At 45.3% G+C, this 24,906-nt stretch carries 19 protein-coding genes; 3 read left to right on the forward strand and 16 right to left on the reverse strand.

The features are described 5' to 3' along the window. Nucleotides 1-42: 42 nt before the first annotated feature. The 14 genes from KOI40_RS17015 to KOI40_RS17080 all read right to left on the reverse strand — a co-directional run bounded on the left by KOI40_RS17015 (nucleotide 43) and on the right by KOI40_RS17080 (nucleotide 17,436). Nucleotides 43-2,235 (reverse strand): GumC family protein, encoded by a 2,193-nt coding sequence (locus tag KOI40_RS17015; protein WP_216098751.1) that lies wholly within the window; start codon nucleotides 2,233-2,235, stop codon nucleotides 43-45. A gap of 79 nt (nucleotides 2,236-2,314) precedes the next feature. Further along, a complete protein-coding gene (locus tag KOI40_RS17020) occupies nucleotides 2,315-2,776 on the reverse strand; it encodes a polysaccharide biosynthesis/export family protein (RefSeq protein ID WP_233710356.1) in 462 nt (153 codons plus the stop codon). Between the two features lie 145 nt (nucleotides 2,777-2,921). Further along, nucleotides 2,922-4,145: an outer membrane beta-barrel protein gene (locus KOI40_RS17025; RefSeq protein ID WP_216098752.1), complete on the reverse strand. Its 1,224-nt coding sequence runs from the start codon at nucleotides 4,143-4,145 to the stop codon at nucleotides 2,922-2,924. A 22-nt stretch (nucleotides 4,146-4,167) separates the two neighbouring features. After that, nucleotides 4,168-5,151: an acyltransferase family protein gene (locus KOI40_RS17030; protein WP_216098753.1), complete on the reverse strand. Its 984-nt coding sequence runs from the start codon at nucleotides 5,149-5,151 to the stop codon at nucleotides 4,168-4,170. 63 nt (nucleotides 5,152-5,214) lie between these two features. Continuing rightward, a complete protein-coding gene (locus KOI40_RS17035) occupies nucleotides 5,215-5,928 on the reverse strand; it encodes a sulfotransferase family 2 domain-containing protein (RefSeq protein ID WP_216098754.1) in 714 nt (237 codons plus the stop codon). Nucleotides 5,929-5,964: 36 nt separating this feature from the next. Next, entirely contained in the window at nucleotides 5,965-7,248 is a 1,284-nt protein-coding gene (locus tag KOI40_RS17040) for an oligosaccharide flippase family protein (RefSeq protein ID WP_216098755.1), read from the reverse strand. After that, nucleotides 7,245-8,102 (reverse strand): glycosyltransferase family 2 protein, encoded by an 858-nt coding sequence (locus KOI40_RS17045; protein WP_216098756.1) that lies wholly within the window; start codon nucleotides 8,100-8,102, stop codon nucleotides 7,245-7,247. The genes KOI40_RS17040 and KOI40_RS17045 overlap by 4 nt, the downstream gene beginning before the upstream one ends. 11 nt (nucleotides 8,103-8,113) lie before the next feature. Further along, nucleotides 8,114-9,094 carry an acyltransferase family protein gene (locus KOI40_RS17050; protein ID WP_216098757.1) on the reverse strand — a complete coding sequence of 327 codons (981 nt, stop codon included), beginning with the start codon at nucleotides 9,092-9,094 and terminating at the stop codon, nucleotides 8,114-8,116. Beyond that, nucleotides 9,048-9,773, reverse strand: a complete 726-nt coding sequence (locus KOI40_RS17055; protein ID WP_216098758.1) for a hypothetical protein — start codon at nucleotides 9,771-9,773, stop codon at nucleotides 9,048-9,050. The genes KOI40_RS17050 and KOI40_RS17055 overlap by 47 nt, the downstream gene beginning before the upstream one ends. Continuing rightward, nucleotides 9,757-11,121 (reverse strand): hypothetical protein, encoded by a 1,365-nt coding sequence (locus KOI40_RS17060; protein ID WP_216098759.1) that lies wholly within the window; start codon nucleotides 11,119-11,121, stop codon nucleotides 9,757-9,759. Before KOI40_RS17060 ends, KOI40_RS17055 begins: the two co-directional genes overlap by 17 nt. Further along, complete coding sequence (locus tag KOI40_RS17065) at nucleotides 11,118-12,155, reverse strand: glycosyltransferase family 4 protein (protein ID WP_216098760.1); 1,038 nt, start codon at nucleotides 12,153-12,155, stop codon at nucleotides 11,118-11,120. The genes KOI40_RS17060 and KOI40_RS17065 overlap by 4 nt, the downstream gene beginning before the upstream one ends. Then, complete coding sequence (locus KOI40_RS17070) at nucleotides 12,152-13,309, reverse strand: glycosyltransferase family 4 protein (RefSeq protein WP_216098761.1); 1,158 nt, start codon at nucleotides 13,307-13,309, stop codon at nucleotides 12,152-12,154. Before KOI40_RS17070 ends, KOI40_RS17065 begins: the two co-directional genes overlap by 4 nt. A 1,348-nt stretch (nucleotides 13,310-14,657) precedes the next feature. Continuing rightward, on the reverse strand, nucleotides 14,658-16,403 hold the full coding sequence (locus KOI40_RS17075) for an SLC13 family permease (protein ID WP_216098762.1): 1,746 nt from the start codon (nucleotides 16,401-16,403) through the stop codon (nucleotides 14,658-14,660). A 115-nt stretch (nucleotides 16,404-16,518) separates the two neighbouring features. Then, a complete protein-coding gene (locus KOI40_RS17080; protein WP_233710357.1) occupies nucleotides 16,519-17,436 on the reverse strand; it encodes a LysR substrate-binding domain-containing protein in 918 nt (305 codons plus the stop codon). A gap of 127 nt (nucleotides 17,437-17,563) precedes the next feature. Between KOI40_RS17080 and KOI40_RS17085 the strand changes: the two genes are divergently transcribed. The 3 genes from KOI40_RS17085 (at nucleotide 17,564) to cysN (ending at nucleotide 21,816) form a co-directional block, all read left to right on the forward strand. After that, nucleotides 17,564-19,273, forward strand: coding sequence for a bifunctional sulfate adenylyltransferase/adenylylsulfate kinase (locus KOI40_RS17085; RefSeq protein WP_216098763.1), 1,710 nt, complete (start codon nucleotides 17,564-17,566; stop codon nucleotides 19,271-19,273). Nucleotides 19,274-19,369: 96 nt separating this feature from the next. Then, nucleotides 19,370-20,278, forward strand: a complete 909-nt coding sequence (gene cysD, locus KOI40_RS17090; protein WP_216098764.1) for a sulfate adenylyltransferase subunit CysD — start codon at nucleotides 19,370-19,372, stop codon at nucleotides 20,276-20,278. A gap of 89 nt (nucleotides 20,279-20,367) precedes the next feature. Further along, nucleotides 20,368-21,816: a sulfate adenylyltransferase subunit CysN gene (gene cysN / locus KOI40_RS17095; protein ID WP_216098765.1), complete on the forward strand. Its 1,449-nt coding sequence runs from the start codon at nucleotides 20,368-20,370 to the stop codon at nucleotides 21,814-21,816. 79 nt (nucleotides 21,817-21,895) lie between these two features. Here cysN and KOI40_RS17100 read toward each other — a convergent pair whose 3' ends face one another. Together KOI40_RS17100 and KOI40_RS17105 are read right to left on the reverse strand one after the other, a co-directional pair. After that, nucleotides 21,896-23,323 (reverse strand): mannose-1-phosphate guanylyltransferase/mannose-6-phosphate isomerase, encoded by a 1,428-nt coding sequence (locus KOI40_RS17100; protein ID WP_216098766.1) that lies wholly within the window; start codon nucleotides 23,321-23,323, stop codon nucleotides 21,896-21,898. Between the two features lie 154 nt (nucleotides 23,324-23,477). Next, on the reverse strand, nucleotides 23,478-24,899 hold the full coding sequence (locus tag KOI40_RS17105; RefSeq protein ID WP_216098767.1) for an MBL fold metallo-hydrolase RNA specificity domain-containing protein: 1,422 nt from the start codon (nucleotides 24,897-24,899) through the stop codon (nucleotides 23,478-23,480). Between the last annotated feature and the right edge of the window lie 7 nt (nucleotides 24,900-24,906).

A 24,906-nucleotide genomic window follows, 5' to 3' on the forward strand; every position in this document is an offset into this window, starting at 1 on the left:
ACAACCCGAAAACAGGTGCGCTCACTGTTTTCAACAGGAAACTTAAGCTACAGCGTTTTCAACATCAGACTGATAATACTCATGATAATAATCACCGTAGTATGCTCGATAGCCTCCATCACTCTCCAGATCGACCTTGTTCAAAACAACTCCAGTGATTGGTGCACCAATACTTCTCAAACGTTGTATACCTTTGGCAGCCAAATCTGCGGTTGTGTCATCAGCCTTCACAACATAGATTAAAGCATTGGCATATGTGGATAAAACCATTGCATCGCTCACTGTATGCGTTGGTGCGGAGTCGATGAAGATTCTGTCATAAATATTGCTTAATTCATGCAACAACTCAGAAAATCGCTTGGATGACAAAAGCTCCAGAGGGTTACTCGGAATCATCCCGGAGGGAATAATATCCACTTCGGCGTCCGGCAGTTTATATATACATTCCTCTAACTCTGCTGCACCGGCCACGAGATTTGACAAGCCAGGCGCATTTCGTGACAAACCTATAGTCTGACCCAGCGTTGGCCTACGCATGTCAGCTTCTATTAGAAGCACCTTCTCCATTTGTCCCACTGCCACAGCCAAATTTAATGAAACCGTAGACTTGCCTTCATTAGGTACAGATGAAGTAATCACCGTAATTTTATGTGGCTCATCAAGATTTGAAAGCAACAACCCTGTACGAATTGTTCGAATTGCTTCGGCGAAGCGACCTTTCTTATCAGCTAAAAACCCATCAAACACCAGGTCTTTCTTGCTAGACTTGATAAGAGGTAAAAAGCCCAACATTGGTGCGCTCAACTTCTCATCGACATCATCAGGTGTACGCACGGTATTATTCATCGCATCCTTAACTAAGGACAGAACCACACCAAACAGACCACTTATGAACATGGCGAGAAAGGCAATCAATGTTTTTCGCGGCTTGACCGGAACACGAGGCACAACAGCAGGATCTACAATTCGAGCATGTGCAGCTTGCAATCCACCAGCCTCATCCGTTTCTTTAGCTCGCTGCATAAACATATCGTACAGCTGTCTATTGGTGTCTACCTCTCGTTCCAACTCACTTAATTTAAACTCTTTTCTGTTTATGCTCTGAAGACGTTTTTTTGCATTTTCCAATTGAGCAGAAAAGCTTTTTTCTGTTTGTACGGCAGCTCGATAATCTGCATGTATGCCGCTTCCCACACGCTGTACCTGACGTTCCAGTTCGTCCATTGCCTGCGCAGCTTCGGACATGGCAGCCTTCATCTTAGGATGCTTTGGGCCATATCGCTTACTAAGCTCAGCCACCCTACGCTCTGTTTCAGCCTGCGATTGCTTTAAAGATTGCACCAAAGGATGTCGAAGAATACTGGGAATCGCCATTAACTCTTCTACCGAAGGATTCACTCCTAAGGACTGGACTTGATCCTTGATGTTCTCGATCTCTGTCAAATTTCGCTTGGCCTCTACATATCTTTGAGTTAATTGCTCTAACTCTTCCGCCCCCATGGTTTGAACACCCTGAATGTCAACAAGTTCTGCTGATTCCCGATAATTTTGTAGACGCTCCTCTGACTTCTGTAATGTAACCAACAACCCCCCCAGGCGCTCACCCAGCCAGCTTGCAGCCTTGCGAGTCACATCCAGCTTTGCTTCCATGTGGCTTTCAATGAATTCCTCGGCCAGTGCATTGGTAATAGCAGCTGCAACCTTTTTATTCTTTGACTCATAGCTAATCTTAACCAGCTGAGTATTTCGAACAGGTACGATGCTTAAACCTTTTCTAAATTTATCTACCGCGATTTCGAACGCTTCTTCATCAGTTAATTCCTCCTTATCCTCTTGACCAAAAAACAAAGTCTTCAGGCTAAGATCTTCCTTTTTCTGGCGTGGATCAAATAGTGGAATCTTGTCCAGCTTTAAGCGACGAACAACTCTTTCGGAAAGATCGCGAGATTTTAATATTTCAAATTGGGTTAAATAATATTCTTTATTCGCAGTATTCAGGCCGTAAACATCATCGATGGATAATACTTTTGCCTGCTCACTCTCAATCAACACCGTAGTTGTCGCCCGGTAAACAGGATCCATGGAGAAAACCACCAGAATCGCCAACAACGTTATCACAAATGAAAAACTTACAATTTTCCACTTGTGGGCCATTACAACTCGCCAGTAATGACGCAAATCCACGACTTCTTCTTGAATTTCAGGATAATTACCAAACGGCTGAATATCTTTCATAAACCCTCAAGGGATAGAATATTTACAGATATTAAAGCGATACGGAAAAAGAGATGTACTCCATACCGCACCGACATCATTAAAAGAAGCTCTGTTCGACAGTGATACTGTCGCCTGGCTTAACAGGGCTGTTAAGATCTACCCTTCTAGGTGTTTGGCTAGCGTCGCTATCTGACACTACAAACATGTTTTTCTTGGAAGCCCTTTCGGTAAAGCCTGCTGCGAGAGACACAGCTTTTCGAATCGTTAATCCCGGCTGAAAAGGAAATCCTCCGGGCTTATTGACTTCACCATTGATGTAGAACTGCCGATACTCGAGTATTGTTACAGTTACCTTGGGGTCTACCAGATAATCCCCTAACAGGCCTTTCCGGATTTTATCCTGCAACTCACCGACTGTCAGACCCAGCAACTGTAATTCGCCCAAAAACGGATAGGACAGCGTTCCAGCATCACTGAGCTGGGCCTCGACAAAAAGATCGTCTTCACCATAAACCTGAATCCGAATCACATCTCCCGAACCCAGCGTATATTCAGACATACCATCACCTTGAGCCATAACATACCCAGGCAACACTATTACCACCATCATCAGAACGAGCTTCAACTTTGAGAGTTTCATATCAAGCCCCGGGAACGAATTCAACAAACCACTGAATAGTTTTAACACCGATTAGCTCCAACCATTACAAGCTCACACTGAAATGTAGCGAAACGCGACTTCGCTCATAGGGAAATTGCACTTGATTCGACGCTTTATCGTTGATAGTGGCGGATAAACCAACATCAAACCAACGCCGCATGCTGTAGTCCACTCGTAATCCATAGGTTTCAAGCTTATCCTCCCGCTCCAGCAGAGAGTCCTCATAAGTATCATCCCTTAAGCTATAGAACACTTTGCTACTAAAGCGATCATTCCAGTCGTGTGCCCAATCAATACCTATGAGTTCAGAATCAATAAAACTACCACCGCCATTAGTCTCACGCGGTTCCCGTGAGGTATTAAGAGAAATAATTGAGTAACTCTTTAACGACCACTCGACTTCTACCTCCCAACTCACTCCTGAAAAGTCGTTGCGCAAGTCACTGTCAAAATCTTTCTGGGTACGACCCAACTTAATCGTTCCCTCTGCTTTACCAGTTGCTTCCCAAGTTAGCCCAGCATGCAACTTTGTTTGTGTACTATCAAGAGCACCTCTTAATGAAGCAGGGTCGGGATCATATTGATATTCAATATCTGTGTGTCGCCCCTCAAGAAGAAGATCCGTCTTCCCACCGATACCCCAATAAAATGTTACTCCCTTTGTTAAATCATCATGATCTCGACTTTGTGTATAGTCGCGATGATTTGTGAATTCGAGGTCATAGTTAGTGAGATTGAAGACCACTCGCCCTGCTGACTTTTCACTCCCATAAGTGTATCTGGCATCTAAAAGAATACTTTCATAGGTGTCCGGCTCATCAATCAATATCGCATTAACGCCCTGACTAAAGCCTGAACCACGATCTTCATGGCCATCAATATAAACCGCTTTCATATCGAACTGGTTACGGTGATTAAGCTCCCATACCAGCTGACCAGCTAACTTATTGTCACTATAGTTATCTGCGCTACTCGCCTCATACAATCCCGTCGAGTTTTGATATCCCATTAGTAACTTAACCGTATCAAGCTCAGTTGCGGCCTGAATAGAGGGCGAAAGGATCGTAACCCAGGACTCAGTCTCATTCCGAGGTTGCGAATATAGGTTAGTATCATATCTCTGTTCAAAATTAATAACCGGCGCCAACTCGAAGACACCCACACGAAAAGACGCCGGATCCATGGCACTAGTCCACGGAGAGAAAATGAGCAGAGAAACTCCCAACCATTTTGAAAAGTGTATATCTTCTGTTATTTCCTTTAACATTATTCCGCTCAACCCCTAAACCTCATGCTCCTAAAAAATAACGTTTTTTGTCGCCCAGCACGTTGGCAAGAAGATAATAACTGCCGATGGATATCGCGAGAACGAGTACAAACGCGCCTCCAACCAAAAATATTCCGCCATCTGATAAGACATCTTTTTGATAGAGCATTCGTATTGCACCCGTTAAATAACCGTGAGCATAGACCAGATAAAAGCTTAATGATGCGCATACAGACAGAAAAGGGATAGGTTTGTTCACGTAATGATAAAAAAAACACAAAAGCCCCCAAAAAAGCACCAGCTTCATTACCAAATCAATACGAGAATCTCCTCCAAGTGAAGCATATGACAGCAGCATAAATGAGATAACTAAAGAGATGACAAGTCTGGCATCCAACCTTACATTTTCATAAGCCCATCTGTTTTCTGCCAACCAAATTCCCGCAAGGTAAGCAGGCATATAATATACAAAAGCCTGTAGGACATTTGAGTTATACCAGGGCCTGCCGACGATTAACGCACTACAAAAGGCCAAAACAAATACGCCGCCAAGGAAACCCCTATCCTTCATCCAACGAAAAAACGGAAACAAAGGGTAAAACAAGATAACCATAGGAACAAACCACATTGGACCAAGATGAGCGCCGGTTATCATCAGATAGCAATATTGCTGAACGGGGTTTAAGCTCGTAGAAAACCAATCCATATCAACCCACGTGTGAGTTGTTTTTGAGCCCGTCAAATATATAGCTACTGCTGGTACTGACATGAAAATATACGGAAGAACTACATACTTAAATTTTCCCAACATGTATGCGCGATAGGTATATTTAGGCAATAACACCGCAAAAAGAAATCCTGCAACACCCACAAACGGAACAGCGAAATTCGAGGAAAATTTTTCCAAAATCCCCCACCCCTGAGATGGAACACATGAAAAACAGTGCGCGAGAATGACAAAAAGAATAGCCACACCACGTATATTGTTGACATAGTTGAGAAACATAAATCCCCCGGATAATCGTGGGTTATACAGTGAACCAAACGTCACTACGAGCTTAACTGGAACTCAATACCCAAGTGCCTCAAAATCTTCCACATAGATTTTATTTAACTTATCGACGACACCGGAATCTAGATTCAACTCTTTCGGCTTCCCTTTGGTGGCATTAAGCGCCACAAGGCTCCCTCCTCTCCCAATGACCCTCTCGGAGATATAGCTAAAATCTTTATCGATATTTTCAAACTTACCAATAAAATCAATATCTAAAACACCTTTAGAATTTTTCAAAAAATCTACTTGAGGTTTGAAATGAAGCAGTTTTCTACACGTATCATCATTCAGATATTCAATGACAAACTCAGAAAAAGAGTCGAACCTTGAAAAGACCTCTTTCTGCATTACCCTATCAAAATCTGAAATTCCGCCCGATCTTAGAAACGTATATGCTGAAAATGCTCTATCTACAGGACTTCTTACAATACTAAAGACAAAAAAATCAGACATTTCCTTGCCGAAATGCCTGTAATAGTCTCGATAAGTGGCATGACCTCCGCCTCTGCACCCAAACAAAGCATGAGCCACCGAAATACCTGCAGCTTTTGGTACATGGATAAAGATTGATTTGTAATTTCTGAAAGGCATCAGACTATATCCATCTGAGAAAGCTTCGCTTTTTTCAAATGTATTCAATCTTCGTGAGACAACATGATTATCATATCGAGTGGCGATAGATTCCGGCACGACACTCCTTGCAGCTCTCTTTACATCTCTGAGATTCATACTTCCCTCTTGAATTGCTATCACTCAACAAAATTACTATTTGATAAAGGGCCAAAACCCCAGTGTTTGGCGTACCTGAGCCGCCAATAGCACTTTGCCAAAAGCCGTGCTGAATGCCACAGCACACGCTGAACCAATCACTCCAAATTCTCGGGTAAGAATCACAACCAAAACAACAGAAACAATTCCTGAGACAAGAGTTGCATTTCTATATGGCTTTTCGTTTTCGGTCATAAGTAACAAGAATCCAACCGGACCCAGAGACACCCCGACAGCTTGCCCTACGACTAATATTGAAAACACCAAGGTTGCGCCTGCATAATCTGAGCCAAAAAAATTCATTATGAAATCTGACATCAGAATCATCACTATACATAGAGGAACCACAACTAGCAGAAGACTTCTGCAACAGGCATTAGAGACTTTCTGAATCTCATCAATTTTCTTTTCTGACCAAAGCCTCGCAATACGAACAGGTAGAACCATATTGACAACCATCAAAATAAAAGAAATCAACATTGCTGTTCTTTGTGAGATAGTGAGGTAAGCCACGTCCGAAGCCGACAACCATATCCCGCCCACAATAACGCCGGACCAAGCAACAGACTGAACCATTACTTCCGACAAAAATATATTTTTGGATGAACTAAAAAGCCGACGCAAAGATCTTCGATTAAAATCTGGAGCAGCCCGATTAGTAAAAAACCATTTTAATGAAATCAAAAACATAAAAAGTGCGGAAACAAGAAAAGCCAAAGCTGCCTGACCGCCATCCATTGAACTATTAAGATTCCACCAGACGAATAAAATCAGAGTTATGAAGACAGATGAAACACCTAAATTCTGAAAGAAAACAAACCATTCAACCTTATGAACTGACTGATACCCTACCCCTATTAATGTATAAAAGGTCATAAATGGTAAAGCCCACAGCATCGTACTCATTAACGTGGACAGTTGAGGCTTGCTAAACACTTTTATTGCGATGAAATCTGAATAGTAAAAAAAAATGAGTGCCAAAATCGATGAGGTCAAAAAGGTAAAGATCAAAGCTGTATTATGAAGCGGTTTTCCAGCCTCGATATTTCCCGACAGCTCTCTCAATATGATCCCGTCCATTCCGAAACGGAAGATTGCTACGCAGACCAATAAAATAGTATACGTAAGCATAAACATTCCCGTGGCTTCAGAATTTAATACCTTTGCCACAACAACTGTTAAAAAGAATGCTGATATAGCGCCCAGAGCCTTAACCAAGGCTGCCCGTATGTACAATAGCTTTTCGGCTCTCAGTGTTAGACTAGCTAGCTCTCGACTCAAAATACACGCCCCAATACACCCTCACATCTCCCGAGAATGACATGAGTGTTATATTTAACCCTCGACCAGTTTCCTTGAACAATTGCTTTTAACAATGTCGCAAACGGCCTGATCACGACCATCATTTTAAAAAATCTGCTGTAATCTCGAATCCTTACTACGTGACCGTAGCCTCTCGCGTATCCCCGGCCCTTTCTGATCATTGCAGAATCAGGACGGAATACGTTCAACTCTTCATGAAACCCATACCACTCCCGACAGAAAAATACGGTATAACCCGCGTCCAGAATTCTGACCGTCAACTCCGGCCCCTCGGTTGACTGCCAGGGAGAGGAAGCCCCGACACCAATATTTTCATCGTATCCACCCACATTCAGAATCACTTCTTTCTTAAAACAGACTACCCATTCAATTTGCGCACTGAAGACATTTTTTCTATCAACCCACGTAGAGGCCACTGGGTACTTTCCGTTAATTGGCTCTTTGGTTTCAAAGTGGGCTGCCCTTCCCGTCAGAACATCGCATTGGCACTCATCCATTTTCTTTTTTGCCAGAGCTAAAAATCCTGAGGGGTACCAGCAATCATCGTCAGGGAATATAAGCTGATCTCCCTGAGCCATTTTAATCCCTATATTTCTTGCTCTTGACAAGCCTCTAATTTCGGGAACCTCGACATGCACGATCGGAAAGGACCAATTATTTGAATTCAGAAGACCGGTCATAAAACCCTTGGGGTTTTGATCAACAACAATAACCTCAAAACTCCTTTCAGTTTGCTCCTCAAGGCTCTTTAATAAATCTCTCAACACATCCAAACGACCCAGCGTTGCTACTATCAAGGAAAACGTCATCATTTAGATCCACCTTAATACCGAGGTAAGACATAACGAAAAGTTCGCACGATGAAAGGCGACAACAAAAGTGTCACCACCAGATAAGAACATCCTAACAGCCATCCGGCCACAACAAGATCATCAAAATCTAAAATTTCAACCCCTCCAGTCAGAGCGCTATACACCAAAATGTGGGTCGGAAAAATAATCAGTGAATTATCCGCAAGAAATTCGATTGCCTTATTTTTAAAGGCACCAGAAAAAATAAAAAACAACCCTGAGAGAAAAGCCAGAGACACAGGAACAAAAAACACCAACCCCATACTAAAGTTCAGGCTCCTAAAATCAGATTTTGGTTCAAAAACTAAAACCGCCAAAAATCCAACTACAACCAGTGGAATTCCGCTAAAAAAAGACATCGGCTTAATATATTGAAACAGTCTTCCCACTGAAAGATAGAAGGATGCTAACAGAGATAATTCAAGGCACCATGGCAACGAGGCCCAGCCACAAAAAAATAAAATCAAAAACAATATCAAAGTAACAATTAAAACCACAAAGTCATTTGGACAATACCTATAGAGATAAAAGTAAATAATCCTGGCCAAAATTAGCGCCGGAAAAAACCATAACGTCACATTAATAGACGCTAGAATTTCTGAATTTGAAACAAGCAAGGGTAGAAAAAAAGGTACCTGATCCACTCCCATATATTCAGCTCTTAGCCACATATACACATAGGAGATCAGGTAAAATATCAAATAGGGAATAAAGAGCTTAACCCCAACATCCTTCAAGAAATCGATTGTATTATTACCAAGCCTCTTATCAGACAAGTAGTATCCAGAAATAAAAAAAAACAAGGGCATGTGAAAGGCGTATATCACTTTATACACCAACGACCCTAATCCGGGGGCATGACCAATCAAGACCAGAACGATGCCCAGTGCTTTTAAAGCTGTGAGATCAGTCACACCACCTTTTGACAATTTTCTCATAAACTTTTTGCTCATCCAGTAGCTCTCCTGTCAGCCATCTTACATCCTGACTACTCACTTCCAAATATCTCCAGTAGCGTCGATAGATCAAGTTCCACCGTAACTTCAGAAAGTATTTCACTGATTTCCAGACTCCAAAATCTGTTTTATTGCTCACCTCTCCCTGTTCATCCCACCCGAAATACTCAAAGAGAGAGCCCATATTTCGCTCCAACACAACCACAAGATCGAATTCATCCATCTCTTGACTATTGGAATTTTGTGCTAACATGTTTGAGTAATAACGTGTCGACCTTACGGCTTTTCCTGAATTTACATAGTTTCGTATGTCACTATGGGAAGCATAACCATTAAGGTAGTCATACTTGAAATTTGAAACCATTCTTTCAACAGGATTTCTTACACAAGCAACCAGAGTAACTCGTGGATCTTTCTGAAGGACTGTAAACATAGGAGCCCCCCACTCTGTAGCGACAAAAGTTACCCCCCGCTGCTGACACTCACCAACAAACTCATGAAGTTTTTTCTCATCAAAATCCCACAACTCGATTAGATTCCCACTAGAATCAACTGGATTGCCATTCTCATGCCATGGATAAAACACTTCACCGTGGTTTTGAGCTGCAGAAACAATTGATGATCCTCCAGCCTTGTGGAAATGATGAAACCAAATCAACCTATACTTTTTGGACATACCTTTCTTCCCCGCTTCCTGGAACTACTGCGCCAGATAACGCAAGAGCCAACATCAACCACAAAAAGGGGTGATTTGGATCAGCACCAGCAATAAACATCGTGATTAGAACAAAGCACAACCCCCACAGCATGTGGGTCTCATTATCTTCATCTATTTTTTCTTTATATAATCCACCCACACACAGAGCCAAATAAACCAATATTGCCAGCCCAATAATTCCTACCGAACACAATAAAAAAGCAGCAAAACTAGAAGCCCGGTGACTTGCCCAACCAACACCAACGCCATATGTTTGCTCAAACAAATCGATTGCGATCTTATCCACACCAATCCGGTATTCTGCTGAAACACTGTCCGCTTTAGACAGCAAAACACTGTCTACCACTTCTGACAAAAATCCATTCACTGCAAACATTCCTGCCAACAACGAGACAAACAACAGGGAGACAAGCATCAAGGTAAAAAATCGTACATATTTGAGACTAAAATTACGCAGAACTGTGACAACTAAAAAGAATATAAAACTCCCAATTGCAATACCTGCATATGCCGTAGATGAAAATGACAATACACACACTAAAAGGCTCAAACCAAGAAACGACAACGTTGACCACTTCATTTCACCATACAGTGAACTTAAGAAATAACCGAAATATCCGGCTGAAGCGATGGCAATTTGTGATGGCTCGATATAATACGACGTCATCCTTGGAATCCCTGCCGTAAACTGCCTGTAATTCAACTTGTAATAATTATTGCTGTAAATCAATGACTCCGGGAAAGGTATCCCGCAACAAACGAAAAGGACTTGCCAAAGACCCAGTAAAAATAAAAAAACAAGAGAAGCCTTTAAAGCAACATCAAGATACTTGAAATCTTCCGGCGACCTTACGGTTGCCACGAACGCAGCAACAAAAATTACTGAAACCCACAAATACATTAATTGGCGAGTATGGCTTCTTTCGAAAGCAAGAATGTTCAGATTGTTTATGGTTACGCCATCCGAAAAGGGAGCAACAATAATATTTTCGAAGAAATTAGGAGCAATCAACGTCAATATGGTGGCATAAATAGCGAAAAATACGAGAGGTAATATGACCTTTCTGTATCTCCCCCAATGCGCCACATGAAGGTTTGCACGAGTGACAAACACAAAAGTAATCAACCAGCGTGCGACAATCAAAAAGATGCAGAAATAAGTAAGTGGCAGCGCACCTCCGCCAAAATCAATAGCCGCAACAGTCTGCATTCCCCCCATCACAATAACAGGAATCAAAAGCCACTTGCCCCCCTTAAACAAGGACACAAAGAAAAACAGTAGCATCAGAGGTGCGAAAGGACTCACTTCACACCCTCTTGTATCACTTCGAACAACTTAATCGCTGAGTTGTTCCATCGATATTTTTCCCAAATTTCTACAGAGGACTCATTCTTCAGTGACAGCTCATTTAGAATGGCATCACGCCAGGCGGCAACATCGGTGGGTTTTACATAATTCACAGCCGAGCCAAACAGTTCTTTGAAAACATCAATATCCGACAACAAAACCGGGCACTGACAGCTCAACGCTTCTAGCGGAGGCAAGCCAAATCCTTCTGTTAATGACGGAAACACAAACAGGCTGGCATTGCAGTACAAGTCTTTCAATTCAGGATCACTGACTTTACCCAAAGCAATAATCGACTCACTTTTCGGGAGGTTTAAATCAACAGCATTGCTCACCACCAACTTTGTACCCGATGGCTCAAGACCTGAAAACGCCTCGATGATGGTATTGATATTCTTATGGGCTTTGTCGGACCCTAAAAGGAGAACAAACGGAGAGTCACCTACAATGCTAACTGCGTAGCCTTTTTCGGCAGAAACATCCAAAAAGTGATCTACACCATTGTATACAACCGCCAGCTTGCCCTCTTTACAGACACCATTTTTTACAAGAGTTGCTTTTGAGGCATCCGAGACAGTCACAACACAACTGCTACGCAGAGCGAGTGCTGGTTGTATTATTTTATAAAACAACACAAATGCCGAAGGATATGACTTTGGCGTCAAATATACCTGGGCATCGTGCATATATGAAATTAGAGACTTGCACAATACTGGCCCGGTATTACAAAAATTGATCAATCGCCAACCATATACATACCAAGGTAATTCCAGCTGCTCCCACAAGTGACCTGAAAACCTACCGATTTTTCTTACGGGAATCCCTTCAAAGTCATCCTCAATCGTTGCAAGTGATGGACAAAATATAACGACTTCGAACCCTGCAGCATGCAACATGGGCGCAAGGGACCTTATTGTTTCCCTCGCCACCCTCTGAACTCCTGTGACGGATTGAGTTAAAAACCTGCCATTTATTGCAATCTTCACGTTCATTGGTCAGCTTCTATCTTCCCAAATGCCTCAGTTACTTTACTGATCACATGATCGCTAAATTCCTCGAGAAATCTTTCCTCAGAAAAGCTCTTTGCATGTTCGGAGATCCTCTTGTAATCAAACAAACTGGCACCTTCAAACTTGTGAATTGCATCAACAATAGCCTCACAGGTTTGATCTTTAAAATATATGCCGGTACTACCATCAACAACGGTATCCAGCACACCGCCCCGACCGTAACAGATTACAGGCGTTCCGCAGGCCTGGGCTTCTACCGGGACAATTCCGAAATCTTCTTCTGCGGCATATACAAACGCTTTCGCATTTTTCATTATGGAGATCAATTCTGGATATTCGACAAAACCTTTGATATCCACATTCCCTCCAGCCAAAGCAGAGACTTTATCAAAATCCGGCCCATCACCGACGACTACCAGTTTTTTATCTGGTATGTTTTTAAATGCCTCTACAATTAAATCAATTCTTTTATAAGGAACCATCCGCGAGCAGGTGAAGTAATATTCCAACTTCTCTTCACACAACCCAAATGATGAAACATCAACGGGAGGATGAATAACTGTAGCTTTACGCCGATAAAGCTTCTCTATTCTTTTTTTAATAAACTGAGAGTTTGCAACAAAATCATCTACAGCATTCGAACTCCAGACATCAAACGCACGCAGCTTGAATAAAAAATATCTCGCCACTGCTGATTTAAGCCCTGTGTTGACGCCTCCTTCCTTGAGATATTGAAATTGTAAATCCCAAGCGTATCTAACAGGAGAATGACAGTAACTTATATGCACTTGATTGGGCCCGGTAATCACACCTTTCGCCACACAATAACTGCTACTCACCACCAAATCATATTCACTCAAATCCAGTTGCTGTATCGCTAAAGGCATTAACGGAAAATATGAACGGTATTTTTTAGTCGCAAAAGGCAGCTTTTGAATAAATGATGTTTTTGGCGTTTTAGAAATACCAAGTTTATTTAACTTTGTACTGTCCATACCGCACACCAATGTGTAGACGTCAGCCTGGGGAAAGATTTTCAAGATACTGGCGAGCACCTTTTCCGCGCCCCCCATATCAACCAGCCAGTCGTGAACAACCGCCACCTTTAATAACTTTAAGCTATTTTCAGATTCCATCTTTAGAACTTATCAATCCTGTTTGAATATTACTCCGAAGATATTTCTTAAGAGCAAGCCCCATTAAAATACATTTCCGCTGATACTACTCATAATCAAAGATGGATAACCGTGCACAGCAGACAAACCTTATGAGCAACATTCCATTCAAGTGCTCTAGCGCACAATTGCTTAAAATTCTTCCCCTAAAGCAAGAGCTTAGACACACTAATAAATTACAAAGCCTTCTCGAAGAGACTTTTACTGGCAAGAAATAAAACGCAGGCGCCACCAAAGACCATCAAACAAATTACTCTGTTGTAACTTATTCCATTTCACAAATCGAACGAATTTGCGCGCCAAAGCCATCCCCAAAAGGCCTAATGAGATCGCACCAGGCTTAAACTGCATGAACTCTGTTCACAGGAATTAGTGAAATTGAAACCAAAACAAAGGAAATTATCAGCGTTTTAAAAGTTGCTCTTTGAACACAAACATGGAGATCCGCCAAAGATTGTAGCGAGCAGTCCAGAGCAAAATGCAACGCATTACGAGTTTTCATTGGGCGACATCCTTCGTCTCTATCACATTAATCATTCCTTTTAATGCCAGTAAGAGATACCAAATCAACAGAAGATACAGACTTTTGAGCATGCTGTGATACAGCTTGCTCCCAGGCACATTAAATTACTTAGCAATTATTTCGCCATCATGACGAACCGACACTAAATTTCAATCAATTCGACATGAAAACCGGAAGGTGAATTGCGCCTGATGCTTTATAAAGCTAACTGAAATCGCAGACTAGAATATATTCTCTGAGTTTTAAGATCATTTCATGACCCAAAATCTACTTTACTGCAGATAAGACACTAGCCGTTTCTCAAACATATATAGGTTGATAGCACCCATCCGGGGCAAAGCGCACTGCTTTGCACCCACGAGAAGCATAAACAAGAACTTTGATTTAACAATTGATGCCGATTAATGATTGCCACACAAGAGGAAACGCCAGACGATATCAGAATACTGACATGGTTGATGGGCGATGCTCTCTACACATCGCCATAAAATGATTAGATGGATATTAGATCAAACTTTTCGCAAAACACTCGAATATAGACTCTTGAGTCATGACGCAAAAAACAACACAAAGAGGTGGGACGCCCTTCAACCGACTTAGATTACATCGGGAACAGCATCAGGAAGCATGAAAAATAATTGATATTCACTTAATACAAATCAGTTAATTTCTATTAGTTTCGCAAGCCAGAAGCAAAGCCAATTGTTACAACACTGAATTTTATACCGACCAATGAACCGTCTTTATACATCAGATGAAGGATGTACCGTGCAGGAGCCAACCAGTTCAACCAAATAACACATGGATCATCGTCACGGCTATAACGCTGTACACCACAAACACAGGCATACCTAACTTGAAATAATCTGACATTCGATAATTACCAGCGGTATAGACCATCAAGTTTGTCTGGTATCCATAAGGAGAAACAAAACTCGCACTGGCACCAAATGCAACAGCCATAACAAAAGGCATATAGTTGTCTCCCCACTGTCCGGAGATCGCCATGGCGAGAGGAAACATGATGGCGGCCGCAGCATTATTGGTGACAAGCTCAGTAAACAGCCACGTCAATAAATAGACCCCAATTAAAGCTCCCAGGGGACTCAGATCACTAAGACCATATCCTGCCCAGCTGCCGATATGGTCTGCAAGTCCGGTTTGAAACATCGCCTGAGAGACTCCCAGAGCACCACCAATCACGACGAGCAACTGAAATGGGAAACGAAATTTAACTTCGTCTGCCGTCATAATCCCGGAGATCAACAACATACCAAGGTAGATCAAGAGGCCTTTTATTAACGGCAATACGCCAGTCGCCCCCAATACAACCGCGATCGTAAACCCCAAAAAGACAGACCACTCACGGATCCCGGACAAAATCCTGTTGGACTCTACACCGCCCACCAGAATAAAGTCTGCAGAGATATCTCTTCGGCGATTAAAGTCATCACCGACAGCCAGGACCAAAGCATCTCCCGCCTGTAAGGCCAGATTACCCAACCCCCCCTGAAGGCGCTGATCCCCACGTCTTACGGCCACAACCGCCGCATCGAAACGGGATCGGAAATCGACTTCCTTGATTGTGCGCCCAACCAGCCCTGCGGAAGGAGAAACAATGACTTCAACAAGGTTCTCACGTACGGCAAGATCGAACTCCTGCAGCGGCATCAGCCCCTGAAAGCCATCCAGCAATTCTATTGCGGATAAATCTCCTGTGAATACAAGAACATCCCCTTCACAGAGCACTTCCTGCGGGTTCACCGGAGCCATAATGTGATGATCGCGGATTACTTCTACCAGGAAAATCCGCTCCAATTGACGCAGCCCATTATCCTGTACTGAACGGCCAATCAGCGGAGAGCCCGCAGCCAAGCGACGCTCGAGAAAGTAATCCTGTGAACTTTTCTCTTCTTCAAGGTCCTGTTCAGGCAGCACTTTTGGGGCCATCAATACCAACACTAACAGGCAACCGGCAAAAACTGGCAACCCAACCATGGTAAAGTCAAAGAAACCCAGCGAGTCGTAACCCGCCTGCTCCACAAACCCGTTCACAATCAGGTTGGTCGACGTACCGATCAGAGTCAGCGTTCCACCTAAAATCGATGCGTAGGATAAGGGCAACAATAATTTAGAGACCGGCGCCGATCTCTGACGCTTCAGCGGCCCCAACATGGCCGACACAACAGCCGTATTGTTGATAAAAGCAGAAAAGAAACCGCTGAACAGCGACAATCGAAGAATTGACTTTCTCGTGGATCCATTGATGACCGCACTGCTCATGCGTCGCATCAATGTGGTTTTTTCCAGAGGCACCGCGACCAGAAACAGTAACATCAATACCAGCAAGGAAGGATTGGTATACCCTTTTATGGCATCGTCCAGCGACAAGATATTTGAGAGATACAAAAAAACCGTGGATGCAGAAAAGATCACCCAGGGTTTGAGATGGGTGAAAATCAATAACGCCACAATCACTGCCAAATCCACAGCGACCAGCCAACCCGCAAACTCAGTTACCCAATTTTCCATGTACTTTCAATCACTCTTCAGCTTGCGTGTCAGAACGTTATAAACGCGGAATATGCAATAGACCGCAGCAGATCGCAAGAGACAGGCTGTCATCCTGTTGCGTCAGGCAATAAATTCACCCCTTACAAATATCCATCCAGCTCTGGGCTGCACGGTTTACCGCGGCTTTTTTATGGGTCACAAAATAAAACCGGCGGTTCATCGGTCGTCCCTTGATCACTAAAGGCACCAGCAGGCCCTGCTGAATTTCATCCGCAACGGCAATCTCTGACAAACAGCCGACACCCAACCCGGCTTTCACTGCGTTTTTAATGGCCTCGTTGTGGGTCAACTCCAGCACGATGTGCAGATCTGGCAACAGCCCCTGCATTGAACGATCAAAGGTCTGGCGGTGACCAGAATCCGATTCCCGCAGAATCCAGCCTGCGGACAAGATATCCTTATTGCTCAACTGCGACTTGCCGGCCAGAGGATGATCAGGACGACAGAAGGCCACCATTTTATCTTCCCGCCAGGGCTGAAGCTGTAAATCATCGTGATGCAACTCAGCCTCAATCAAACCAATATCCAGGTGAAAATTGAGCACCTTGGCCACCACCTCCGGGGTACTGCCGACCTCCATCTCGACTTTGGCCTCTGGGTGCTCCTGCATGTAGGTCGCCAGATGCTTGACCGCCAGGTAGTTGCCAATGGTGAAGCTGGCTCCCACCCGCAGGTGGCCAAACTCATCCTGCCCCATCAGCTCCTCCTCGAAACCCAGCAAATGTGCCATCACCGTCTCGGCCTTGACCCTGATAGACTCACCGAAGCTGTTGAGCCTTAAACGCTTGCCCGCCCGATCAAACAGCTGAATGTCGTAGCGGCTTTCAAACTCCTGCAGGGCCGCACTGGTAGCCGACTGCGACAGGGACAGTGCAACCGCCGCCCTGCTTATACTCTGCTCTTTGGCCACCGCCAGAAACACCTGTAGGTGCCGGATCGTGTACTTCATGGAACCCCATTCTTTTCCCATAAAATCGATATTTAAATTCATAATATCCTGATTTTATGAATACTGACACCCCTGTAAAATCGCCGCATTGCGTTCTGAACTGAATCCAGGCTGAAGGATTCGAAGGACCAGCTATTATGAAGACACCACGTTATCAGGGCATTCATTGATGGATACAACAAGCGCACACGGCGGAACGCTGATTAACCTCTACGCAGAGGGCGAGGCGTTATCGCAAGAAAAAGAAAAAGCCCAGTCCAATCGCTCCTGGGATCTGACCTCACGGCAGATGCTGGATGTTGAACTGTTGCTTAATGGCGCGTTTTCCCCACTGACCGGTTATTTGAATCAGGCGGATTATGACTCTGTCGTAGACACTATGCGCCTGGCCGATGGCACCCTGTGGCCGATGCCGATCAATCTAGATGTTTCCCAAACCTTTGCCGACGAAACCAGCATCGGTGAAGAAATCACCCTGCGCGACCCCGAAGGCGTGGTGATTGCCAATCTTGTGGTGACCGATCTCTGGACCCCCGACAAGCTGCTGGAAGCCGACAAAGTCTTCGGCACCACCGATGTCTCACATCCCGGTGTGCGTATCCTGCTGAACGAGAACAACCCTGTGTATGTAGGTGGTACGCTCACTGGTGTTACCCCACCGCTGCATTACGACTTCACCCACTACCGCAATACCCCGGCCGGTATGCGTCAGGAATTCGCGGATAAAGGCTGGACTAATGTCGTTGCCTTTCAGACCCGCAACCCGATCCACAAAGCGCACGTCATTATGATGAAGCGTTTGATGGCCCGAAATCAGGCCAACCTGGTGATCCACACTGCGGTGGGCCGTACCAAGCCGGGCGACATTGATCACTTCTGTCGTGTTCGCTGCTATGAAAAAATTCTTCCGCATTTCCCGGCGGGCTCCGTTGATATTCGACTGCTGCCCCTGGCCATGCGCATGGGCGGCCCTCGCGAAGCACTGTGGCATGCCATCATCCGCCAGAACTTCGGCTTTACCCACTTTATTGTCGGACGTGATCATGCAGGGCCCGGGCGCAACAATCTGGGCGGTTTGTTCTACGGTGCCACCGAAGCTCAGGAGCTGGTTTCGTCCTTACAGGACGAACTCAACATCCAGATTCTGAAGGCCCCCTTCCTGCGTTACGTCGAAGGCCGTGGTGAATTCTGTGAAGAACATGAACTGCTGTCCGGCGAAGCGGGGCTCTACATCTCCGGCGCCGAACTGAAACAAATGCTCTGCCACGGCGAAGACATTCCCGAGTGGTTTGCTTTTCCGGAAGTGGTCGAAGAGCTAAATCGCACACTGCCACCACGTTCCAAACAAGGAATAACCTTATTCTTTACTGGTCTATCAGGCTCTGGCAAATCCACCCTGGCCAACGGCGTTATGGTAAAATTGCGCGAATTAGGTGGTCGTCACGTTTCATTACTGGATGGCGATGTGGTTCGCAAGAACCTCTCCAGCGAGCTGAGCTTTTCCAAAGAACACCGCGATCTGAACATCCAGAGAATTGGTTATGTCGCCAGCGAAATCAGCAAGAATGGCGGCATTGCCATTTGTGCTCCGATTGCGCCCTATGCAACCACAAGACGTGCCGTGCGCAGCATGATCGAAGAGGTGGGCGTGTTTGTTGAAATTCATGTCGCAACCCCCATTGAGGTCTGCGAGGCGCGCGACCGAAAAGGTCTTTATGCGATGGCGCGCGACGGAAAGATCAAAGGCTTTACCGGCATTGATGATCCATACGATGTGCCGGAAAACCCTGAGCTGCGTATCGACACATCGCAACATACGATGACCGACGCAGTAGCTCTGGTGATTGACCGCTTGCGAGAAATGAAACTGATTGCATGAAACCTGTTTGATTAAAACTGTTTCATTAAAAACAGGGCGAACTGAAATGCGCCCCGGACCTAACCCCGAATATTTGTTACACAATTAGGTATTGTTATGACTCCTGAAAAATTGACCCACTTAAAACTACTCGAAGCCGAGAGCATCCAGATTTTCCGTGAGGTTGCTGCCGAGTTTGATAACCCCGTTATGCTCTACTCTGTCGGGAAAGACTCCTCTGTGTTGCTGCACCTGGCTCGCAAGGCCTTCCACCCGGGCAAGATTCCGTTCCCTTTGCTGCACGTTGACACCACCTGGAAATTCCGCGAGATGATTGAGTTCCGCGATCGTGTTGCCAAGGAATACGGCTTTGATCTGCTAGTGCACATCAACCCCGACGGTGTAGCCATGGACATCAGCCCGTTTACACACGGCAGCGCCAAGCACACCGACATCATGAAGACCGAAGGTCTGAAACAGGCACTGAACCACTACAAGTTTGACGCCGCGTTTGGTGGTGCCCGCCGCGACGAAGAAAAGTCCCGAGCCAAAGAGCGTGTCTATTCTTTCCGTGATAAGAACCACCGCTGGGATCCGAAAAACCAGCGTCCGGAATTGTGGAACATCTACAACAGCAACGTCGATCAGGGCGAGAGCATCCGTGTTTTCCCACTATCCAACTGGACCGAGCTGGATATCTGGCAGTACATCTACAAAGAAAACATTCAGATCCCAAGCTTGTACTTTGCCGAAAAACGCCCAGTGGTTGAGCGTGACGGCACGCTGATCATGGTGGATGACGACCGCATGCCGCTGGAAGAAGGCGAAGTACCGGAGATGAAGAGTGTGCGCTTCCGTACTCTGGGTTGCTACCCACTGACCGGTGCTGTGGAATCCGAAGCGGCAACGCTGCCGGAGATCATCCAGGAAATGCTGCTGACCAAAACCTCCGAGCGTCAGGGTCGTGTGATTGACAGCGACTCCGCCGGCTCCATGGAGAAGAAGAAAATGGAAGGCTACTTCTAACCGGCACTCCCGTTAGCAAGCCAACCCCTTAGACACAAAATTTTGTTAGACGGCCAAGCCGGATAACCCAAGACAGTAAAGAGATACTTATGACTGAACCTACCTCTCTTCTTGAAAAAGACATTCTCGGCTACCTGGATCAGCACGAGAACAAAGAACTGTTGCGCTTTTTGACCTGTGGCAGTGTGGATGACGGCAAGAGCACACTGATTGGTCGCCTGCTGCACGATTCGAAAATGATTTTTGAAGATCATTTGTCGGCGATTAAAAACGACTCCAAGCGCTTTAACACCACCGACGAAGAGTTCGATCTGGCGTTGCTGGTTGACGGTCTGCAAAGTGAACGTGAGCAAGGCATTACCATTGACGTTGCTTACCGTTACTTCTCTACCGACAAACGCAAATTCATCATTGCCGACACTCCGGGGCACGAACAGTACACCCGCAACATGGCCACCGGTGCATCCAACTGCGATCTGGCCATTGTGATGGTCGACGCCCGTCACGGCATCATGACCCAAACCAAACGTCACAGTTTTATTGTGTCACTGCTGGGTATCAAGCACGTTGTGGTTGCCATTAACAAGATGGATCTGGTCGATTACAGTGAAGCGCGTTACAACGAAATCGTTGAAGAGTACAAAGCGTTTGCCAAGCAGCTGAACATTCCCGACATTCAGTTTGCTCCAATCTCTGCCCTGCGCGGCGACAACGTGGTGAATCCCTCCGAACACATGCCCTGGTTTGACGGCCAGCCACTGATGAATGTTCTGGAAAATATTGAGATTGCCAAAGACCGCAATCTCAAAAATTTCCGTCTGCCAGTACAGTACGTGATCCGTCCAAACCTGGACTTCCGCGGCTTTGCGGGCACGATTGCTTCCGGCACCATTCGCCCGGGCGACGAAGTGGTTTCCCTGCCTTCCGGCAAGTCCAGCAAGGTGAAAACCATCTCCACGTTTGACGGCGACCAACCGGAAGCACAGGTTTCCCAGGCGATCACTCTGACTTTGGAAGATGAGATTGACGTAAGTCGCGGTGACATGCTGGTAAAAGCCGGCGATCTGCCCCACGTCAGCAAAGGCGTTAAAGCCCACGTCATCTGGATGGCAGAAGAATCTCTGCGCCTGCACAAACAATACGCGGTTAAGTTTGTCAGTAAGAAAGCGCTGGGAAATGTGGTTGCCATCGAGCACAAGATCGACGTCAACACCATGGAAAAGAGTGCCGCTGACAGCCTGGAACTGAACGAAATCGCTCTGTGCGACATCAGCTTTGATATGCCAGTAATCTTCGATAAGTATCAAGACAACCGCATTACCGGTGCCTTTATCATTATCGACCGCATCACCAACGGCACGGTGGGTGCTGGCATGATTGTCGACAATCTGGATCTGGCTGGCTTTGACACCAATGTCTCCAACGCAGACCTGAAAGCGCAGATCAAAGAAAAGCTGCAAGCTGTTGAGGCTCAGCTGGATAACTTCAATGATGCACAACTGATTGCGGCTCTGAAAGCATTGAACGAAGTGGTGTAACCGCTCCGAGCAATGACAACAAAAAAGGGCGACCATATGTCGCCCTTTTTTGTGTCTCCTTGAAAATTAACATCGGTTGTTAATTCCTGCCATAGGTATCTTCAAAGCGGACGATATCATCCTCCCCCAGATACGAACCGGACTGCACCTCGATCATTTCCAAAGGTATCGCCCCTGGATTGGCAAGACGGTGAGTCACACCCAAAGGAATATAAGTCGACTCGTTTTCTGACACTAAAAACACTTCATCTCCGCGGGTAACTTCTGCTGTACCGCTGACCACAATCCAGTGTTCCGCTCGATGATGGTGCATTTGAAGGCTTAACTTTCCACCGGGCTTGACCACAATTCGCTTCACCTGAAAGCGATCACCATGATCAATGGAATCATAAAAGCCCCAGGGACGATAAACTTTTCTGTGTAACTGCGCCTCACTGCGGTCTGTCAGCTTAAGTTGCTCGACAATTTTTTTCACGTCTTGTACATGATCTTTAGAGGCAACCATTATAGCGTCGTCACTTTCGACAACGATGACATTATCCAAACCAACGGTAGCCACAAGCTTTGAATCAGTACGGATATAACTATTGCTGGTATTGTGCGCAATAACATCACCGTAGAGAGCATTGCCGTTATCATCTTTTGTGGAAACATCCCAAAGTGCAGACCAGGATCCAACATCACTCCAACCACAATCAAGCGGCACAACCACGGCTGCAGTTGAATTTACAGCACTGCATAAAGGTTCCATAACGGCATAATCTATGGATTCATCTGGACAAAGCAAAAAAGCCTCTTTATCCGGACGAACAAAGTCTACATCGACCGTAGCGTTTTCTACTGACGCCTCGCAAGCTTGAAGAATATCCGGACGATACTTTCGCAACTCTTCCACATACCGACTGGCCCTGAACATAAACATGCCGCTGTTCCAAACGTAGTTACCACCCGACAAATATTTCTCCGCTGTATCCTGATCGGGCTTTTCTACAAACTCTGCAATTTGATAAGCATCACCAACCATATCCCCCTGACGTATGTAGCCATAACCGGTCTCTGGGCCAGTAGGAATAATACCAAACGTAACCAGCTTGCCAGCCTTCGCGTGTTCAGTCGCTTTTTTGACAGCGTCCTGAAAAGCATCAATGTCTGTCATCACATGATCAGCCGCCAAGATCAATAATAAAGGATCTGATTCATCATCTTGAAGAGACTTTAAAGCTGCAAGTGCAACTGCTGGAGCAGTATTTCTTCCTGCCGGTTCCAATACAATTTTACTGTCAGCATGCAACCCAAAAGCGCGCATTTGTTCAGCGACCGTAAAACGATGTTCCTCACCGCAAATAATCATTGGTTGTGCGGTGTCCAATCCGTCTAAACGGCGACAAGTATCCTGAAGCATTGTCGCGTCATTCACCAATGAAAGAAACTGTTTGGGATACAAGGAGCGGGACATAGGCCACAAACGTGTACCGGATCCTCCGGCCATAACAACTGGGACTATCATAGATGCATTCCTGGCAACGTGCGGTTATTGAAAATTGTTCTAAGTATAGCAAGAAAGCTCATAAGCCATATTTCAAGCTAAAGAGTTTTCCACCTTACTTAGGACCTCCACCATAGAGCGTATACATACACTCATACATCAAGCAAATTTTGTGCTAACCTTTCGGTACAACAACCTCAACATCATGCAATTCAGCTTTTATTTTTTGCATCAGTTCACGCTTAGCTGCTTCGTCGCCATGAACAATACGAATACATTTTGGCGCCAATTTAATTTGCCGAATAAAAGTTAGAAGGTCTTTCTGATCCGCATGTGCAGAATAACCACTCAATGTATGAACATGCGCACGGATATCGTATCTCTTACCCTCCAGCTCCACATACCCTCCCACAGATGCATAAGTCTGTATGACTCGACCAGGCGTGCCTGTCGCCTGATATCCCATAAAAACAATGTCTGTTCGAGGATCCTCGATCAGTGCCTTCAGATAATTCACAATCCGACCACCAGCACACATCCCGCTCGCCGCAATGACAATACAAGGATGACCGGTGCTACGAACATAATTGACCGCAGTCTCGTGTTGGTCGTGAGAACTGACGGTATAGAGTTGCTCAAAACTCAATGGATGGCGACCGCTTCGGACACGGACAAGGGCTTCCTCATCCCAATAAGGCTTAAGCTGTCGACAAGCTTTTGTGAAACTGGCCGCCAGTGGGGAATCCACAATGATTTCCAGATCCTGCCAACTCTCCTCATATATTTTCTGTTTACCAAGATCGTGTATCAGGCCTTCCAGCTCGTAAAGAATTTCCTGTGTGCGACCAATACTAAATGCGGGAATCAGAACGGCACCACGATCGCGAAACGCTTTTTCAATAACGGCTTTGAGAGCCATGCGTCGCTGTTTACGCCCCTGATGCAGACGATCCCCGTAAGTGCTCTCAATCACCAAAGTATCTGCTCGATAAGGAGCCTGTGGCGGAGGCAGTAATGGGGCATGAGGAGCGCCTAGGTCTCCGGAAAACACAACCCTGTGACTGCTCTCTACTTTTTTCCCAGACTCCGTCGTCGATACCTCACACTCAACATAGGCTGAACCCAAAATGTGTCCTGCCCGCTGTAAACGTATTGCTATATCGCCGGCCTGAGAATCAACAATTGTATGCCACTCGTTATAGGACAACGGTCTTAGACGCAGGCTGATCACCCGGAGAAACTTTTCTACCAACCGCTTATCTTTGGTGAGACCTATTTTTATGGCATCTTCCAGCACCAAAGGGAGCAACGTTGCTGACGGGATAGAACAGTAAATGGGGCCTTTGAAGCCGGCGGCTAAAAGATAGGGAATTCGGCCGACGTGATCGATATGCACATGAGTCACCACCAAAGCCTTTATATGGTCGATCAGGAAATCGATCTCCAGTGAATGAGCACCGGCTCCTTTGCCAGAAGCCTCTGCCCCCTGAAACAGGCCGCAGTCAATCAGCACACCCGAGTCACTTATGGACAGCTCATGGCAAGAGCCTGTTACACCATTCACTGCACCATGATGTTTTATTTGAAAAGAAGTCATCTCATCC

The organism is Pseudomaricurvus albidus, from assembly GCF_018863235.1.
Taxonomy (GTDB): Bacteria; Pseudomonadota; Gammaproteobacteria; order Pseudomonadales; family Cellvibrionaceae; genus Pseudomaricurvus; species Pseudomaricurvus albidus.